The organism is Pseudomonas sp. 43(2021) (assembly GCF_017490805.1).
Lineage (GTDB): Bacteria > Pseudomonadota > Gammaproteobacteria > Pseudomonadales > Pseudomonadaceae > Aquipseudomonas.
Genome location: NZ_JAFGYJ010000008.1, coordinates 93,611 through 111,725 on the forward strand (window position 1 = coordinate 93,611; position 18,115 = coordinate 111,725).

The 18,115-nt window shown below is 63.8% G+C and carries 14 protein-coding genes; 5 read left to right on the top strand and 9 right to left on the bottom strand.

Features of this window, described 5'->3' with window-relative positions; all coding sequences use genetic code 11:
• Positions 1 to 61: 61 nt before the first annotated feature.
• Positions 62 to 1,525, bottom strand: coding sequence for a glyceraldehyde-3-phosphate dehydrogenase (locus J5M71_RS09340; protein ID WP_207831686.1), 1,464 nt, complete (start codon positions 1,523 to 1,525; stop codon positions 62 to 64).
• 167 nt (positions 1,526 to 1,692) lie between these two features.
• On the opposite strand from J5M71_RS09340, the gene mfd reads away from it, so the two are divergent.
• Genes mfd through J5M71_RS09355 form a run of 3 tightly spaced genes read left to right on the top strand, consistent with a single transcriptional unit; the run spans position 1,693 to position 9,037 of the window.
• Positions 1,693 to 5,142, top strand: coding sequence for a transcription-repair coupling factor (gene mfd / locus J5M71_RS09345; protein ID WP_207831688.1), 3,450 nt, complete (start codon positions 1,693 to 1,695; stop codon positions 5,140 to 5,142).
• Between the two features lie 9 nt (positions 5,143 to 5,151).
• Entirely contained in the window at positions 5,152 to 5,724 is a 573-nt protein-coding gene (locus tag J5M71_RS09350; protein ID WP_207831690.1) for a CsiV family protein, read from the top strand.
• A gap of 4 nt (positions 5,725 to 5,728) precedes the next feature.
• Complete coding sequence (locus J5M71_RS09355; protein WP_207831692.1) at positions 5,729 to 9,037, top strand: DEAD/DEAH box helicase; 3,309 nt, start codon at positions 5,729 to 5,731, stop codon at positions 9,035 to 9,037.
• Between the two features lie 195 nt (positions 9,038 to 9,232).
• Here J5M71_RS09355 and nagZ read toward each other — a convergent pair whose 3' ends face one another.
• Genes nagZ through J5M71_RS09370 form a run of 3 tightly spaced genes read right to left on the bottom strand, consistent with a single transcriptional unit; the run spans position 9,233 to position 11,532 of the window.
• Positions 9,233 to 10,231 (bottom strand): beta-N-acetylhexosaminidase, encoded by a 999-nt coding sequence (gene nagZ, locus J5M71_RS09360; protein ID WP_207831813.1) that lies wholly within the window; start codon positions 10,229 to 10,231, stop codon positions 9,233 to 9,235.
• A 22-nt stretch (positions 10,232 to 10,253) separates the two neighbouring features.
• Positions 10,254 to 10,778, bottom strand: a complete 525-nt coding sequence (locus J5M71_RS09365; protein ID WP_207831694.1) for a L,D-transpeptidase — start codon at positions 10,776 to 10,778, stop codon at positions 10,254 to 10,256.
• A gap of 40 nt (positions 10,779 to 10,818) precedes the next feature.
• Positions 10,819 to 11,532: a TetR/AcrR family transcriptional regulator gene (locus J5M71_RS09370; protein WP_207831696.1), complete on the bottom strand. Its 714-nt coding sequence runs from the start codon at positions 11,530 to 11,532 to the stop codon at positions 10,819 to 10,821.
• Positions 11,533 to 11,747: 215 nt separating this feature from the next.
• Between J5M71_RS09370 and lexA the strand changes: the two genes are divergently transcribed.
• Both lexA and sulA read left to right on the top strand, forming a co-directional pair.
• Positions 11,748 to 12,356 carry a transcriptional repressor LexA gene (gene lexA / locus J5M71_RS09375; protein WP_004376420.1) on the top strand — a complete coding sequence of 203 codons (609 nt, stop codon included), beginning with the start codon at positions 11,748 to 11,750 and terminating at the stop codon, positions 12,354 to 12,356.
• Between the two features lie 13 nt (positions 12,357 to 12,369).
• Complete coding sequence (sulA, locus tag J5M71_RS09380; RefSeq protein WP_207831698.1) at positions 12,370 to 12,846, top strand: SOS-induced cell division inhibitor SulA; 477 nt, start codon at positions 12,370 to 12,372, stop codon at positions 12,844 to 12,846.
• Positions 12,847 to 12,896: 50 nt separating this feature from the next.
• Here sulA and J5M71_RS09385 read toward each other — a convergent pair whose 3' ends face one another.
• The 5 genes from J5M71_RS09385 to fadA form a co-directional block, all read right to left on the bottom strand.
• Complete coding sequence (locus tag J5M71_RS09385) at positions 12,897 to 13,130, bottom strand: hypothetical protein (protein WP_085625656.1); 234 nt, start codon at positions 13,128 to 13,130, stop codon at positions 12,897 to 12,899.
• Between the two features lie 50 nt (positions 13,131 to 13,180).
• Positions 13,181 to 13,696 (bottom strand): DUF6586 family protein, encoded by a 516-nt coding sequence (locus J5M71_RS09390; RefSeq protein WP_063913897.1) that lies wholly within the window; start codon positions 13,694 to 13,696, stop codon positions 13,181 to 13,183.
• 188 nt (positions 13,697 to 13,884) lie between these two features.
• Complete coding sequence (gene topA, locus J5M71_RS09395; RefSeq protein ID WP_063913896.1) at positions 13,885 to 16,494, bottom strand: type I DNA topoisomerase; 2,610 nt, start codon at positions 16,492 to 16,494, stop codon at positions 13,885 to 13,887.
• Positions 16,495 to 16,594: 100 nt separating this feature from the next.
• Positions 16,595 to 16,846: a DUF1653 domain-containing protein gene (locus J5M71_RS09400; protein WP_023661154.1), complete on the bottom strand. Its 252-nt coding sequence runs from the start codon at positions 16,844 to 16,846 to the stop codon at positions 16,595 to 16,597.
• A 77-nt stretch (positions 16,847 to 16,923) separates the two neighbouring features.
• Positions 16,924 to 18,099 (bottom strand): acetyl-CoA C-acyltransferase FadA, encoded by a 1,176-nt coding sequence (gene fadA / locus J5M71_RS09405; RefSeq protein WP_013971712.1) that lies wholly within the window; start codon positions 18,097 to 18,099, stop codon positions 16,924 to 16,926.
• Between the last annotated feature and the right edge of the window lie 16 nt (positions 18,100 to 18,115).

Here is an 18,115-nt window from a genome sequence, read left to right on the forward strand (position 1 = left end):
AATTCTGGATAAAAAAACGGGAACCCGAAGGTTCCCGTTTTTTCATTGCCTTACAAGCGGATCAGCGCGGAAACGCTGGCGGGTTCACACCGGCCATCTCTTCCATCACACGAACCACCTGGCAGCTGTAACCGAATTCGTTGTCGTACCACACGTACAGAACAACGCGGTTGTCGTTGCAGATGGTCGCTTCGGCGTCAACCACACCGGCGTGGCGGGAACCTACGAAGTCGGTCGAAACCACTTCCTGCGAGCTGACGTAATCGATCTGCTTGTGCAGTTCCGAGTGCATGGCGGTCTGGCGCAGGTACTCGTTGATCTCGTCGCGGCTGGTGGCCTTCTCGAGGTTCAGGTTGAGGATGGCCATCGAAACGTTCGGCGTCGGTACGCGAATGGCGTTGCCGGTCAGCTTGCCCTTCAGCACTGGCAGTGCCTTGGCGGCAGCAGTGGCGGCGCCGGTTTCGGTGATGACCATGTTCAGCGGCGCGGCACGGCCACGGCGGCTGCCCTTGTGGAAGTTGTCGATCAGGTTCTGGTCGTTGGTGAACGAGTGAACGGTTTCAACGTGGCCGTTGACGATGCCGTACTGGTCGTTGATGGCCTTGAGCACCGGCACGATGGCGTTGGTGGTGCAGGAAGCGGCCGAGATGATCTTGTCATCGGCAGCGATGTCACCGTGGTTGATGCCGTGCACGATGTTCTTCAGCGCGCCCTTGCCAGGTGCGGTAAGGATCACGCGGGCAGCGCCCGGGCAGGCCAGGTGCTGGCCCAGGCCGTCGGCATCACGCCATACGCCGGTGTTGTCGACGATCAGCGCGTTTTCGATGCCGTACTGGGTGTAGTCGACTTCGCTCGGGCTCTTGGCGTAGATAACCTGGATCAGGTTGCCGTTGGCGGTGATGGTGTTGTTGGCTTCGTCGATGGTGATGGTGCCATCGAACGGGCCGTGCACCGAGTCACGGCGCAGCAGGCTGGCACGCTTGACCAGGTCGTTCTCGGCGCCTTTGCGCACGACGATGGCGCGCAGGCGCAGGCCGTCGCCACCACCGGTCTTCTCGATCAGGATGCGCGCCAGCAGGCGGCCGATGCGGCCGAAGCCGTACAGGACAACGTCGGTGCCTTTGCGCGCCGAAGCGTTCTGCTGGCCAACCACCTCGGCCAGTTCTTCACGGACGAACTGCTCGGCAGTACGGCCATTGCCTTCCTGCTTGAACTTGTTGGCCAGCTTGCCCAGGTCGACCGAAGCGGCGCCCAGTTTCAACTCGCTCATGGCCTTGAGCAGGGGGAATGTCTCGTGGACGGACAGTTCGGTTTCGTCGGCTTGACGATGACGCGCAAAGCGGTGCGCCTTGAGGATCGAGATAACCGAACGGTTGATCAGGCTACGGCCATAAATCGAGCTCACCACATTGTTGTTGCGGTAGAGCTGACCGATAAGCGGGATCATCGCTTCAGCCAGGGCTTCACGATCGATCCACTCACCAAGACACTGGTCGGGCTTCTGAGTCACGGGAACCTTCCACATGTAGGGACAGAAAAAAGGGGCTACATTATGACGCCCCAACGCGTTGCGGGCAATGAGCGCCTGTCGCGACCACGCAAGCCAGCGTTCATGCCCTTTCGAGCCTGACAGCCGGCATCGTCACCGGTACAATCGATCTCTTTGCCGCAACGCTTGGAGTGCGATCTCCCGTGTCAGTTCTGCGCCTACCGCAAATGTCGGCCACGGCCGGCAAACAAACCTGGGGCAATCTACCCGGTGCCGCCCTCAGCCTGGCCATCGCCGAGGCCGCCAGCAGCGCGGGCCGCTTCACTCTGCTGCTGACTGCCGACAGCCAGGCTGCCGATCGTCTGGAACAGGAACTTCGCTTCTTTGCCCCGGACCTGCCGGTGCTGCCGTTCCCCGATTGGGAAACCCTGCCCTACGACCTGTTCTCGCCGCACCAGGACATCATTTCCCAGCGCATCGCCAGCCTCTACCGCCTGCCGGAGCTGAGCCACGGCATCCTCGTGGTGCCGGTCACCACCGCCCTTCACCGCCTGGCGCCGACCCGTTTCCTGCTGGGCAGCAGCCTGGTGCTGGACGTGGGCCAGACCATCGACGTGGAACAGATGCGCCTGCGCCTGGAGGCCAGCGGCTACCGCTGCGTCGACACGGTCTACGAGCATGGCGAGTTCGCCGTACGTGGCGCATTGATCGACCTGTTCCCGATGGGCAGCAAGCTGCCCTACCGCATCGACCTGTTCGATGACGAAATCGAGACGCTGCGCACCTTCGACCCCGAGACCCAGCGCTCGATCGACAAGGTGGATTCGGTACGCCTGCTGCCGGCGCGCGAGTTCCCGATGCAGAAAGAAGAAGTGACCCGCTTCAAGGCGCGCTTCCGTGAACGCTTCGACGTCGACTTCCGCCGCAGCGCGATCTTCCAGGACCTGGCCAGCGGCATCATCCCCGCTGGCATCGAGTACTACCTGCCGCTGTTCTTCGAAGAAACCTCGACCCTGTTCGACTACCTGCCGGCCGACACCCAGGTGTTTTCGCTGCCTGGCGTGGAACAGGCCGCCGAACACTTCTGGAACGACGTGCGCGGGCGTTATGAAGACCGCCGTGGCGACCTGAGCCGGCCGCTGCTGCCGCCGGCCGAGCTGTTCCTGCCGGTGGAAGACTGTTTCGCCCGGCTCAAGCAATGGCCACGGGTAGTGGTCAGCACTGAAGACCTCGACCCGGGCGCGGGCCGCGAGCGCTTCCCGGCCCGCGCGCTGCCCAACCTGGCAATCGAGGCCAAGGCCAACCAGCCCTTGGCCGAACTGGCCAATTTCCTCGACCAGTTCCCCGGCCGCGTGCTGTTCACCGCCGAATCGGCCGGCCGCCGCGAAGTGCTGCTGGAGCTGCTCGAACGGCTGAAACTGCGCCCACACAGCGTCGACGGCTGGGCCGACTTCATCACCGGCAGCGAGCGCCTGGCGATCACCATCGCCCCGCTGGACGACGGCCTGCTGCTGGACGACCCAGGCCTGGCCCTGGTCGCCGAAAGCCCGCTGTTCGGCCAGCGGGTGATGCAGCGCCGCCGCCGCGACAAGCGCGGCGAAACTGCCAACGACGCGGTGATCAAGAACCTTACCGAGCTGCGCGAAGGCGCACCGGTGGTGCACATCGACCATGGCGTGGGCCGCTACCTGGGCCTGGCCACCCTGGAAATCGACGGCCAGGCCGCCGAATTCCTCACCCTGGAATACGCCGAGGGCGCCAAGCTGTACGTGCCGGTGGCCAACCTGCACCTGATCGCCCGCTACACCGGCAGCGACGATGCCCTGGCACCGCTGCACCGGCTGGGCTCGGAGGCCTGGCAGAAGGCCAAGCGCAAGGCCGCTGAACAGGTGCGCGACGTGGCTGCCGAACTGCTCGACATCTATGCCCGCCGCGCCGCGCGCAAGGGCTATGCGTTTGCCGACCCGTCCGCCGACTACGCCACCTTCAGCGCCGGCTTCCCGTTCGAGGAAACCCCGGACCAGCAAGCTGCCATCGAAGCCGTGCGCGCCGACATGCTGGCGCCCAAGCCGATGGACCGCCTGGTGTGCGGCGACGTCGGCTTCGGCAAGACCGAAGTGGCCATGCGCGCGGCGTTCATCGCCGTGCACAGCGGCCGCCAGGTGGCCGTGCTGGTACCCACCACCCTGCTCGCCCAACAGCACTACAACAGCTTCCGCGACCGCTTCGCCGACTGGCCTGTGACCGTGGAAGTGATGAGCCGCTTCAAGTCGGCCAAGGAAGTGGCCAACGCCGCCGCCGACCTGGCCGAAGGCAAGATCGACATCCTCATCGGCACCCACAAGCTGCTGCAGGACGATGTGCGCTTCAAGGACCTGGGCCTGGCCATCATCGACGAAGAACACCGCTTTGGCGTGCGCCAGAAGGAACAGCTCAAGGCCCTGCGCAGCGAGGTGGACATCCTCACCCTCACCGCCACGCCGATCCCGCGCACGCTGAACATGGCGGTGGCGGGCATGCGCGACCTGTCGATCATCGCCACGCCGCCGGCGCGCCGCCTGTCGGTACGCACCTTCGTCATGGAACAGAACAAGAGCACGGTCAAGGAGGCGCTGCTGCGTGAGCTGCTGCGCGGTGGCCAGGTGTACTACCTGCACAACGATGTGAAAACCATCGAGAAATGCGCCGCCGACCTTGCCGAACTGGTGCCCGAGGCGCGCATCGGCATCGGCCACGGGCAAATGCGCGAGCGCGAGCTGGAACAGGTGATGAGCGACTTCTACCACAAGCGCTTCAACGTGCTGGTGGCCTCGACCATCATCGAAACCGGCATCGACGTGCCCAGCGCCAACACCATCGTCATCGAGCGCGCCGACAAGTTCGGCCTGGCCCAGCTACACCAGCTGCGCGGCCGGGTGGGCCGCAGCCACCACCAGGCCTACGCCTACCTGCTGACGCCAACCCGGCAGAAGGTCAGTGCCGACGCCGAAAAACGCCTGGAGGCGATTGCCAACACCCAGGACCTGGGCGCCGGCTTCGTGCTGGCCACCAACGACCTGGAAATTCGCGGCGCCGGCGAGCTGCTGGGCGAAGGCCAGAGCGGGCAGATCCAGGCGGTGGGCTTTACCCTGTACATGGAAATGCTCGAACGCGCGGTCAAGGCGATCCGCAAGGGCACCCAGCCAAACCTTGAGCAGCCGCTGGGCGGCGGCCCGGAAATCAACCTGCGCCTGCCGGCACTGATCCCCGAGGACTACCTGCCCGACGTGCATGCGCGGCTGATCCTGTACAAGCGCATTGCCTCGGCCGCCGACGAAGAAGGCCTCAAGGACCTGCAAGTGGAAATGATCGACCGCTTCGGCCTGCTGCCCGAGCCGACCAAGAACCTGATGCGTCTGACCTCGCTCAAGCTGCACGCGGAAAAGCTCGGCATCAAGAAAGTCGACGCCGGCCCCAACGGCGGCAAGCTCGAGTTCGAGGCCGAGACCCCGGTCGACCCGCTGACCCTGATCAAGCTGATCCAGGGCCAGCCCAAACGCTACAAGTTCGAAGGCGCCACCCAGTTCCGCTTCCTGGTGCCGATGGAACGCCCCGACGAACGCTTCAATACCCTGGAGGCGCTGTTCGAGCGCCTGACCCCACAGCCTGCTTAAGGAAGACCCATGCGTGCCATCCGTTGCCTGACCCTGCTGCTGGCGTTGTTCGCCCCGGCCGCCTTCGCCGAAGGCCTGTATCAGGTAGAAATGATCCTGGTGCGGCAGAACAGCGTGCCCGCCTTCACCAGCCCGTTCGCCCCCGAAGACTGGAGCGCCGGCGCTCCACGCCTGGAGAAGGACGCCGAGCGCCGCCTGGCGCTGGAAGACGAAGCCACCCGCCTGGAAGCCACCGCCGACTACACCGTGCTGCTGCACAAGGCCTGGCAGCAGCACGTGGGCAGCGAGCCCAGCCGCATCGCCCTGGGCGAAGGCGCCGAGCAGTTCGGCCACTTCCCTATCGAAGGCAACCTGAGCATCGCCGAGGGCCGCTTCATCGCGGTCGAGGCCAACTTCTGGGTCAACCAGCTGGACGGCAACGGCAGCGTGCTGCAAAGCGAACAGTTCAAGCAGAGCAACAGCAACGTCAAGGGCGGCCAGCTGACCTTCCTCGACGGCGGGCACCTGGCGGTGCTGCTGAAGGTGACGCCACCGGGTACGCCGAAAATGCCGGTGATGGACCCGGAGATGATGGAGCAGTGATGCAATGAGTCGTGACGCTCTCCAGTTGCTGCGCGAGTACCCGAACTGGACCCAGTCGTTCACCGACCCGGTTCTGCAGCGCGGTGAGCGTTACGCCCGGGAAGACCGGGTAAAAATCGAAAAATGCAGTGGCCCGCTCATCGAAGCCACCTGCTGCGGAAGCGAAGGCAGCCCGTATCGCCAGAAGATCACGCTCAGCGCCATGGCTGGCCGCTGCCACGTACGCGGCCAGTGCAGCTGCCCCGTAGGACACAATTGCAAGCATTGCGCCGCTGCCTTGTTCGTTTTGAGCGAGCCGCAGGCCGCGTGGGACAATGGCGGTGAGACACTGCCGGCCAACCTCCAACGCTGGCTCAAGGGCCTGGAACAGCCATCTCAGCAACCCGCCGAAGCGCAAGACAAACGCGGCCGCATGGTCTGCTATCAGCTCAGGCTGACCGACGAGCCTGGCTGCGCCTTGCGAGTGCGCAAAGGCATCCGCGAAGAAAACGGCATACGCTACAGCCGCGTGCAGTCACTGTATGAATTTCTGTACGAGCCCCCTCGCTTCGTCAGGGAAGAGGATATCCGCATCCTGCGCCTGCTTTCGGCCCTGAATCAGGTCGGCAGCCAGGACCGTGGTTACCAGCTCAAGGGCCGTGAAGGCGGCGAATTGTTCCAGCGCGCCCTGGATACCGGCCGCATGCTTTACGACGAATACAAGCCAATGCTGCGCGAGGGTGCGACGCTTGCGGCGGAATTCCGCTGGGTACGCCTGGACAACGGCCACTATCGCGGCATCTGGTATCACGGCGAAACGCCCCTGAACTGCGTGATTCCGCTACTGCCCCTTTATTATTTCAATTTCGCCACCAGTGAAGTGGGCAAGATCGAACACTCACTCGATTCACACATTGCCCTGCAACTGACAATCGCCCCCGATGTCCCGGAACACCTCGTAGTCCCCCTCAGCCACAAGCTCAACGCCTTGAACCACCAACTCCCGACGCCGACAACGCTGAACGAACAACTCATCGACGATCTACCACCCAGGCCGCACCTGACCCTCGGCAGCCTCGAATTCAGCGCCTACATGCCCAAGACCGGGCGGATGCAACGGCAGATGCAACACCGTGCAGCGCTGGCATTCGACTACGACGGGCTGCGCGCCAGCGGCAGCGACGACAAACCGCTGACCCGCCTGGTCGGCGACACCAGCCAGCGCATCCGCCGCCAGCCCCAGGCTGAGCAGGCACTGCGCAAGGTGCTACGCGACCTCGGATTCAAGGCCGCGACCCGTCAGAGCAAGGCCCTGCCTGACAGCGCCGGCGAGATGCTCCAGCTGCCCGATGACGAAGCCTGGCTGCGCTTTGCCCGCGAAGGCCTGCCGCACCTGCGCGAAGCCGGTTGGGACATCGATATCCACCGCGACTTCGCCTTCAACCTGCAGGAGGTGGACGACTGGTACGCGACCATCGACGAAGCGCCCGGCCATGAATGGTTCGACCTGGAGCTGGGCATCGTGGTCGATGGCCAGCGTCACAGCCTGCTGCCGATCGTGCTGCAACTGCTGCGCAGCAACCCGGAACTGCTGCGCCCCAGCGAACTGGCCCGGCGCAGTGACGACGAGCACCTGCTGATCGACCTCAACCGCGGCCGCCTCGATGCCCCGGCCCTGCGCGTTGCCTTGCCCTATGGCCGTATCAAGGCAGTGATGGGCACCCTGGGCGAGCTGTACCTGCACGAAGACGCCGCAGGCCCGTCCCTGCGCCTGGACCGTGCCGATGCCGCACGCCTGAACGACATCGAAGGCCTGCCCCTGCACTGGGAGGGTGGCGAGCATGTGCGCGACCTGGGCCGCCGCCTGCGCGATGCCCGAGACCTGCAGGTAGAACCGCCGACGGGGCTACAGGCCAGCCTGCGCCCGTACCAGCAACAAGGCCTGAACTGGCTGCAAGCGCTGCGCGAGATGGGTACTGGCGGCATCCTTGGCGACGACATGGGCCTGGGCAAGACCCTGCAGGCCTTGGCACACCTGCTGCTGGAGAAACAGGCCGGGCGCCTGAACGCACCGGCCCTGGCGGTAATGCCGACCAGCCTGGTGCCCAACTGGCTGGACGAAGCCCAGCGCTTCGCCCCCGAGCTGCGCGTGCTGGCCCTGCAAGGCCCGGGGCGCAGCAAGCATTTCACCAAGCTGCACGAATACGACCTGGTCCTGACCACCTACGCCCTGGTGCCGCGCGACCTCGAGCACCTGCGCGCCCAGGCCTGGCATGTGCTGGTGCTGGACGAGGCGCAGAACATCAAGAGCAGCACCAGCAAGGCCGCCCTCGCCGTCTGCGAGCTGCAGGCCAATCAGCGCGTCTGCCTGACCGGCACGCCAATGGAAAACAACCTGGGCGAGCTGTGGTCGATTTTCCACTTCCTCATGCCTGGCTGGCTGGGTGACCTGAAGCGCTTCAACCAGGACTACCGCACACCGATCGAGCGCCACGGCGACAGCGAGCGCATGGCCCACCTGGCCAGCCGCATCCGCCCGTTCCTGCTGCGCCGCACCAAGGAACAGGTGGCCACCGAGCTGCCGGCCAAGACCGAGATGGTGCACTGGGTCGAGCTCAGCGATGCCCAGCGTGACACCTACGAGGCCGTGCGGGTGGCCATGGACAAGAAAGTCCGCGATGAAATCGCCCGCAATGGCGCCGCGCGCAGCCAGATCATCATCCTCGACGCCCTGCTCAAGCTGCGCCAGGTCTGCTGCGACTTGCGCCTGGTCAAGGGAGTGGAAAGCAAAGGCAACCAGGCCGACAAGGGCAAACTGGGCGCGCTGCTGGAAATGCTCGAAGAGCTGCTCAGCGAAGGGCGCCGGGTGCTTTTGTTCTCGCAGTTCACCTCGATGCTGGCGTTGATCGAGCAAGAGCTGGAGAAACGCAAGATCCGCTACAGCCTGCTGACCGGCGACACCCGCGACCGGCGTACACCGGTGCAACAGTTCCAGCAGGGGGATAGCGAAGTGTTCCTGATCAGCCTCAAGGCGGGCGGCGTGGGCTTGAACCTGACGGCCGCAGACACGGTGATCCACTTCGACCCTTGGTGGAACCCGGCCAGCGAGAACCAGGCTACCGACCGCGCCTACCGCATAGGCCAGGACAAGCCGGTGTTCGTGTTCAAGCTGATCACCCGGGGCACGGTGGAAGAAAAGATCCAGCTGTTGCAGCAGGAGAAGGCAGCGCTGGCAGCGAGCCTGCTCGATGGCGGGCAGGCCGGGCAATGGCGGCTGGGGGATGAAGAGATCGAAGCGCTGTTTGCGCCGCTGCCCGGGAAGCGCGGGCGGTAGGCCAGAATCGTCTGCTGCCGGTACCGGCCTCTTCGCGGGCGTGCCCGCTCCCACAGGGATATCAGTGCCCTCAAGGGCGGTGCCGTACCTGTGGGAGCGGGTTCACCCGCGAAGAGGCCAGCACAGGTACAACACCAATATCAAACCAGCGCCGCACCTGTGGGAGCGGGCGCGCCCGCGAAGAGGCCGGCGCGGTCAATCGACCAACTGCGCCTCCCGCAACGCCCCCAACGCCTCCAGCCACCGTGGCTGCTGGCGATAATCCGTCCGCGCAAACCCTTGCCCGCGCATCCGGGCAATCCGTGGCGACGGCTTGACCTTCATCCGCTGCGCCGCACTCAACGCCAGCTCCGCCGCCGCCCGGTCATTGCACACCAGGCCCATGTCACAGCCAGCGCTCAACGCCGCCTCGATGCGGCTGGCCGCGTCCCCGACCACATGCGCGCCGGCCATCGACAAATCGTCACTGAAAATAACCCCGTCGAAACCCAGCTCGCCACGCAGGATGTCCTGCAACCAGCGCCGCGAGAAGCCAGCCGGCTGGTTATCGACCTGCGGGTAGATGACATGCGCCGGCATCACCGCCGCCAGCTGCCCGCTCAGGCGGCTGAACGGCACCAGGTCGGCCTGGCGCAGCTGCTCGAGGCTGCGCTCATCGGTGGGGATGGCCACATGCGAGTCCGCTTCGGCCCAGCCATGCCCCGGGAAGTGCTTGCCACAGGCCGCCATGCCCGCCGCATTCATGCCACGGATGAACGCGCCAGCCAGTTGCGTGGCGCGCAACGGGTCACCCTCGAAGGCACGGCTGCCAACCACGGCGCTGCGCTGGTGGTCCAGGTCGAGTACCGGGGCAAAGCTGAGGTCCAGGCCAACTGCCAGCACCTCGGTCGCCATCAACCAACCACACTGCTCGGCCAGGTACTCGGCGTTGTCATTGTCGGCCAGCGCACGCATGGCCGGCAGGCGCACAAAGCCCTGGCGCAAGCGCTGCACGCGGCCGCCCTCCTGGTCCACCGCCAGGATCAGGTCGGGGCGGATGGCGCGGATCGATGCGCACAGCTCACGCACCTGGCGCGGGCTGTCGATGTTGCGGGCAAAGATGATCAGGCCGGCCACTTCAGGCTGGCGCAGCAGGTGACGGTCTTCGGCGGTCAGCCATTTACCGGCGATATCCACCATCAGGGAGCCTTGCAGGCTGACAGTCATGGGTAATCCTTCATTGAAGACTGAGAGAAGCCCACTGGGGGCAGGCGGCCTGCTCGATGCGTACCGGGCAATGTGCCGGCACCTGCTCGAACAGGCTTAGCAAATCGGTGTTGCGCAGGCGTATGCAACCATGGGACAGCGCTACGCCCATGGGTTCCGTATCCGGAGTGCCGTGCAAGTAGATATAACGGCGAAAGGTGTCAACAGCGCCCAGGCGGTTGATACCCGGCTCACAGCCACTGAGCCAGAGGATGCGGGTAAGGATCCAGTCCCGGCCGGGATATTGCGCATGCAAGGCTGGCGACCACACCTCGCCGGTCCAGCGCCGCCCGGCCAATACCGCATTCAGCGGCAGGCCCGCACCGACCTTCGCCCGCACCTGGTGCAAGCCACACGGCGTGCAACCCGAGCCGTTGCGCTCGCCGGCACCGTTGCGCGCCGTGGAAACCGGCAGGCGCACGCGCAGCTGGCCATGGGCAAAGCCATAAAGGCGCTGGTCGGCGAGGGAAATGTGCAGGAAGTCGAGGTCAGGCATGAGCGCTAGCTTAGCCGAAGCGCCCCGCCCCGCCCAGCCTTCAGGCCTTGGCGGTGGTGGCGCTTGCGCTGGTCTTGATGCGCGGGCGCAGCTGCGCGGTGGCCATGGCGTCGTCGGTAACACCGCTATCGGCTCGCATGCCTGCAGCCAGGAACGGCACCATCAGGCGCATCACCTGCTCGATCGAGGTGTTGATGCCGAAATCGGTCTCGGCAATTGCCCGCAGGGCCTTGATGCCAGACATGCTGAAGGCGGCAGCACCGAGCATGAAGTGCACGCGCCAGAACAGTTCCAGCGGCGGGATGCGCGGCGCGGCCTCGTTGACCAGCAGCATGTAGCGGCGGAACACCTTGCCATACATGTCTTCCAGGTAACGCCGCAGGTGGCCCTGGCTCTGGCTGAAGGCCAGGCCCAGCAGGCGCATGAAGATCGACAGGTCGTTGTTGCTGCGCGGCTGCACAGCCAACGCCTGCTCTACCAGCATTTCCAGCAGCTCTTCGAGGCTGGGCTTTTGCTCCGGCTTGGCCTGGCGCCGCTCCAGCTCACGTTCGAGGCTGGCGCAGAACGGCCCGAGGAAGCGCGAGAACACCGCCTGGATCAGGGCCTTCTTGGAGCCGAAGTGATAGTTGACCGCCGCCAGGTTGACCCCGGCCTTGCTGGTAATCAGCCGCAACGAGGTTTCTGCGAACCCCCTTTCCGCGAACAGCTGCTCGGCAGCATCGAGAATGCGTTCAACGGTTTCCGATTGGGCCATGACTACTCCGACTACTCCGCCAGACAAACAGGTGTTTGAAACATACGTTTCAGCCCTGCTTCTGTCAAGGCTCGGTGACCGGTCGGTCGCCATTTAAAAGCGCCAGGCGGGCTGCTGCAAGCGCCATTCCTGCTGTTTATTGCAGGTTTTGGCTTGCAGCGCATCCAGTACTGTATATAATTCCAGTCACTGTACAAAAAGACAGAGCGCTCATCATGTTGAAACTGACGCCACGCCAAGCCGAAATTCTCGCGTTCATCAAGCGCTGCCTGGAAGACAACGGCTTTCCGCCGACGCGCGCCGAGATCGCTCAGGAGCTGGGCTTCAAGTCGCCCAACGCCGCCGAGGAACACCTCAAGGCCCTCGCCCGCAAGGGGGCGATCGAGATGACCCCGGGCGCCTCCCGTGGCATTCGCATCCCCGGCCTGGAAGCCAAGGCCGAAGAAAGCGGCCTGCCCATCATCGGCCGGGTTGCCGCCGGTGCACCGATCCTTGCCGAACAGCACATCGAGCAATCCTGCAACATCAACCCCGACTTCTTCCACCCCCAGGCCGACTACCTGCTGCGCGTACACGGCATGAGCATGAAGGACGTCGGCATCTTCGATGGCGACCTGCTGGCAGTACATACCTGTCGCGAAGCCCGCAACGGCCAGATCGTCGTGGCCCGTATCGGCGATGAAGTCACCGTCAAGCGCTTCAAACGCGAAGGCAGCAAAGTCTGGCTGCTTGCCGAGAACCCCGAATTCGCCCCTATCGAAGTTGACCTGAAAGAACAGGAGCTGGTGATCGAGGGCTTGAGCGTCGGCGTCATTCGCCGCTGATCCAGGAGGCGTCATGCAGCAGTTCATTCACGCACCCGAGCAAGCCCAGTTGCCATTGTTCGAAGCATTCCTCGCCCAGCCCGTACTGCCTGGCCTGAAAGTCAGCGAAGTGGCGCGCAAGAGCAACCAGCCCGAGCTGTTCAGCGAACTGTCGCTACGCGGAGCCCCCGGGCACTGCCAAAGCCTGCTGGCACCGGTGCTGCGCGAACTGAGCGAAGAGGACGAGACCCGCTGGCTGACCCTGATCGCCCCGCCGTCGAGCCTGACCCAGGCCTGGCTGCGCGATGCCGGGCTCAACCGTGAACGTATCCTGCTGCTGCAACCTCGCGGCAATCAAAGCCCGCTTCAACTGGCCTGCGAAGCCTTGCGCCTGGGCCTCAGCCACACCGTGGTCAGCTGGCTGGGCAACGTCAACGCCACTGCACGCCAGCAATTGCTGCGCGCTGCCAGTGCCGGAAACGCACAAAGCCTGAACATCCGCCTCGGCTGATGTTCAGGCTTCGCCTGTCACTGCATAAAGCCTGATGCCCCTGCTGCACCTCAGTGCAGCACGCGTGGCCCTTCGTCATGCTCAAGCTCGCCATCCATCAGGCGACCGGCCATCTGTACACCCACACTGAGCATGGCCTTGGCCACCTCCACATGCTGGCCCTGCAGGAACGCCTTGGCGTCTTCCGAGAAATCCAGGGTTACCAGAGAGCCCTCATCCTCGGCGCGACGCAGTTCGATGCGGCCATCAGGCAACTCGACAATTTCCAGAAACGACGTAGACATAAATGGCAGTTCTCCGCGAAAGGCCGGCATTGTACCAGCCGTAGCTGCTATCAGCACTCACTCAACGCGTCACGGAAACGTCTCACCAGGCCCTTGAGGTTGTTGCGCCAGCTTTCCAGTTCGGCACGCGACAACGCCGGATGCTCGGGCTCATCGAGATTGACGGCCTGGATCAGTGGCTGGGTGACGTCGGTTTTCGGCGCTTTTTTCGCGACCGGTGGTCGGAACAAATCGGCATAAGCACCGAGCATTTGCGCCAACCAGGTTTCGCGCTGGCGGGCCAGCTCCAGCAGTTCGGCCACTTCCGGAATAGCGATGCCGTTCAGGGCGTCGTCAGCCAGTGCTTGCTCAACCGTTGCAACCACAGGCAGGCGGTAGAAGCCACCAATTTCATGACACAGGCCCAGCAGTGCGCCGTACAGGTGGAACAGCGCCGACTCGCGTTCGGCCTGGACCAGGCCTTGGGCATTCATGGCCTGGCTTTGTTCGGCCTTGGCCATGGATTCCAGGGCGAGGCCGGCAAAGAACAGTTTCTGGTTGGTGCGGGTGTAAAGTTCCTGGGCCATTTCTGTGCCCTCCCATGAGGCTGCAAGGCGGATAGCTGCATCATAAATGATTGGGGCCGCTTTGCGCCCCTTCGCGGGCTTGCCCGCTCCCACAGGAATTGCATCAAGCCCAAGGCCTGCGCTGTACCTGTAGGAGCGGGCAAGCCCGCGAAGGGGCGCGAAGCGGCCCCAATTACAGCACTGACAGATCAACGCTTGTCTTCAACCTTCCACGCATTGCCGTCGTAGAACGCCTTCCAGCCGGTCGGCTTGCCATCAACCTCGGACTGCACGTACTGCTCCTTGGTCTTGCGGCTGTAACGGATCACCGCCGGGCGGCCATCCGGGTCTTTCTGCGGCGCATCGCACAGGAAGTGGTACTTCGGGTCGATCTCATGCTTGTGCGGCACGATCTCCAGCACCAGCGGCGCACGGGTTTCGCGGTTCTTGGGGAACTGGCTGGCGGCCAGGAACAACCCCGAAGCGCCATCACGCAGCACGTAGGTATCGTCGACCTTCTCGCACTTGAGCTCCGGCATGTCCACCTTGTCCATCTTCGGTGGCGCCGCCTCGCCGCTCTTGAGCAGCTTGCGGGTGTTCTTGCACGCCGGGTTGGTGCAACCGAAGAACTTGCCGAAGCGGCCAGTCTTCAACTGCATCTCGCTGCCGCACTTGTCGCACTCCAGGCTCGGCCCTTCGTAGCCCTTGATGCGGTAGTTGCCTTCCTCGATCTCGTAGCCGGTGCAATCCGGGTTGTTACCGCAGATGTGCAGCTTGTGCTTCTCGTCCAGCAGGTAGGCATCCATCGCCGTGGCGCAGATAGGGCAGCGGTGCTTGCCCAGCAGCACGCGGGATTCCGATTCACCCTCGTCGTCGGCGGCAATCTCGTCGCCCGGCACCAGGTTGACGGTGGCCTTGCAGCGCTCTTTTGGCGGCAGGCTATAGCCCGAGCAGCCGAGGAACACGCCGGTAGAGGCGGTGCGGATCATCATCGGCCGGCCACATTCCTTGCACGGAATGTTGGTCATGGTCGGTTGGTTGGCGCGCATGCCGTCTTCGCTGGACTCGGCGGTCTGCAGCTTTTTGCTGAAGTCGCCGTAGAATTCGTCGAGCACGTTCTTCCAGTCACGCTCGCCCTGGGCCACGTCGTCGAGGTTCTCTTCCATGTCGGCGGTAAAGCCGTAGTCCATCAGGTTGGAGAAGCTCTCGGACAGGCGCTCGGTGACGATATCGCCCATCTTCTCGGAATAGAAGCGGCGGTTGTGCAGGGTCACATAGCCTCTGTCCTGAATGGTCGAGATGATCGCCGCATAGGTCGACGGGCGGCCGATGCCGCGCTTTTCCATTTCCTTGACCAGGCTGGCTTCGGTGAAGCGCGCCGGTGGCTTGGTGAAGTGCTGGCTCGGGTCGATCTGGATCAGCTTCAGCGCTTCGCCCTGGACCATTTCCGGCAACACGTCGTCTTCGCCCGGCTTGCTCTGCTGCGGCAGCACACGGGTGTAACCGTCGAACTTGAGGATGCGGCCCTTGGCACGCAGCTCGAAATCGCCCGCAGCCACGGTGACGCTGGTGGACAGGTACTGCGCTGGCGGCATCTGGCAGGCCAGGAACTGGCGCCAGATCAGCTCGTACAGGCGCTCGGCGTCGCGCTCCATGCCACTGAGCTTGGTCGGGTGGGTATTCACGTCAGAAGGACGAATCGCTTCGTGCGCCTCCTGGGCGCCCTCCTTGCTGCCGTACACCAGCGGTGCCTCGGGAAGGTACTGCTTGCCGAACTCACGCTCGATGTAGCTGCGTGCCATGTCCAGGGCGTCGGCCGACAGGTTGGTCGAGTCGGTACGCATGTAGGTGATGTAACCCGCTTCGTACAAACGCTGAGCCATCATCATGGTTTTCTTCACACCGAAGCCCAGGCGGTTGCTGGCCGCCTGCTGCAGGGTGGAGGTAATGAACGGTGCCGACGGCTTGCTGCTGGTCGGGCGATCTTCGCGCTTGACCACGCTATAGCTGGAAGCCTTGAGCTTCTCCAGCGCTGCCATGGCCTGCGCTTCGTTCAACGGCTTGAAGGCCTCACCCTTTTCGCGCGCCACTTCGAACCGCACCTTGGCGTTCTTGGCGGTGCCGAGGTCGGCGTGGATTTCCCAGTACTCTTCCGGGATGAATGCACGGATTTCACGTTCGCGCTCCACTACCAGCTTCACCGCTACCGACTGTACACGGCCGGCGGACAGGCCACGGGCAATCTTGGCCCACAGCAGCGGCGAAACCATGTAGCCGACCACGCGGTCGAGGAAGCGTCGTGCCTGCTGGGCGTTGACCCGGTCGATATCCAGCTCGCCTGGCTGCGAGAAGGCATCCTGGATGGCCTTCTTGGTAATTTCGTTGAACACCACGCGCTTGTAGCGGGTGTCGTCGCCGCCGATGGCCTCGCGCAGGTGCCAGGCAATGGCCTCCCCTTCGCGGTCCAAGTCGGTTGCGAGATAGATGGTGTCGGCATCCTTGGCCAGGCGGCGCAGTTCTTCGATCACCTTTTCCTTGCCAGGCAGGATCTCGTACTTGGCCTTCCAGCCATGATCGGGGTCGACGCCCATGCGTGCCACCAGCTGGCGGCGGGCCTTTTCCTTCGGCGACAGGGCCGGAGCCTCACCCGCGGCCTTGCCACGCTTGGCGGCCGGCTCTTTGCTGGCGCTGGCCGAACCGCTGGTGGGGAGGTCTCGGATATGGCCGATACTCGACTTCACCACGTACTGGTTGCCCAGGTACTTGTTGATGGTCTTGGCCTTGGCCGGGGATTCCACAATGACCAGCGATTTGCCCATGGATCGGAGTATTCCTGAATCTGAAGATAAAAAACGCGTCAGGTGCCAGACGCGGCACCGCTATATATAGTGGCAAAAGTGTGAGGTCAAGTTCGGACTATCACTCGTGCGACTTGCCCAGCAACCCGGGCAGCCCCTCTTCGGCCTTGACCAAAGCAAAGCGTGGCACCTGCTCGCCGTCAACCTCGACGGACTCCTGGAACATGGAAAGTGGCCGTACCCAGAAGCTGTAATCACCATACAGGCATTGGTAGAACACCATCCACTCTTCGCTCTCGGAATGCCGTGCAACACTGAAGACACGGTACTCAGGCCCTTTGTAATGCCGGTATACGCCTGGTTGTATCTGCATGTTGCCCACCCTCTTGAATAAAACCTGTAAAAAACAAAACCGGGGCGCAAGGCCCCGGTCGCTGTCCCGCTACGCGATCAGACGCGTTCGAAGACAGTGGTGATACCTTGGCCGAGGCCGACGCACATGGTCGCCACCCCCAGGGTGCCGCCATTCTGCTTCATGACGTTGAGCAGGGTGCCGGAAATCCGGGCCCCGGAGCAACCGAACGGGTGGCCCAAGGCAATAGCGCCGCCGTGCAGGTTAACCTTCTCATCCATCTTGTCGAGCACTTTCAAGTCCTTCAGCACTGGCAAGGCCTGTGCGGCAAAGGCTTCGTTGAGCTCGATGAAGTCGATGTCGGCCATGGTCAGGCCGGCACGCTTGAGGGCTTTCTGGGTCGACGGCACCGGGCCATAGCCCATGATCGCCGGGTCGACACCGGCCACCGCCATGGAGCGGATGACCGCCAATGGCTGGATCCCCAGGTCCATGGCGCGCTGGCCGGACATGACGATCATGCACGACGCACCGTCGGTGATCTGCGACGAAGTACCGGCAGTGACGGTACCGCCTTTCGGGTTGAACGCCGGCTTCAGCGACGCCAGGCCTTCGAGGGTGGTTTCCGGGCGAATGGTTTCGTCGAAATCGAACACTTTCAGGAAACCGTTCTCGTCATAGCCCTGCATCGGGATGATTTCGTCCTTGAACTTGCCTTCGACCGTGGCCTTGTGGGCCAGCTGGTGCGAACGCAGGCCGAACAGGTCCTGCTGCTCACGGGTGATGCCGTGCATCTTGCCGAGCATTTCCGCGGTCAGGCCCATCATCCCGGAAGCCTTGGCGGCATGCAAGGACAGGTGCGGGTTGGGGTCGACGCCATGCATCATGCTGACGTGGCCCATGTGCTCCACGCCGCCGACCACGAACACATCACCGTTGCCGGTCATGATCGCCTGAGCGGCGGTGTGCAGCGCGCTCATCGACGAGCCGCACAGGCGGCTGACGGTCTGCGCTGCGGAGGTATGCGGGATCTGGGTCATCAACGAGGCCATGCGGGCGATGTTCCAGCCCTGCTCGAGGGTCTGGTTGACGCAGCCCCAGATCACATCCTCGACCTCTTTCGGGTCGACCTTGTCGTTGCGCTCCAGCAGCTTGCTGATCAGGTGCGCCGACATGTCTTCGGCGCGGGTATTGCGGTGCATGCCACCCTTGGAGCGGCCCATCGGCGTGCGACCGAAGTCGACAATCACCACGTCTCTTGGATTCAGGCTCATATCAAATCTCTCGCTC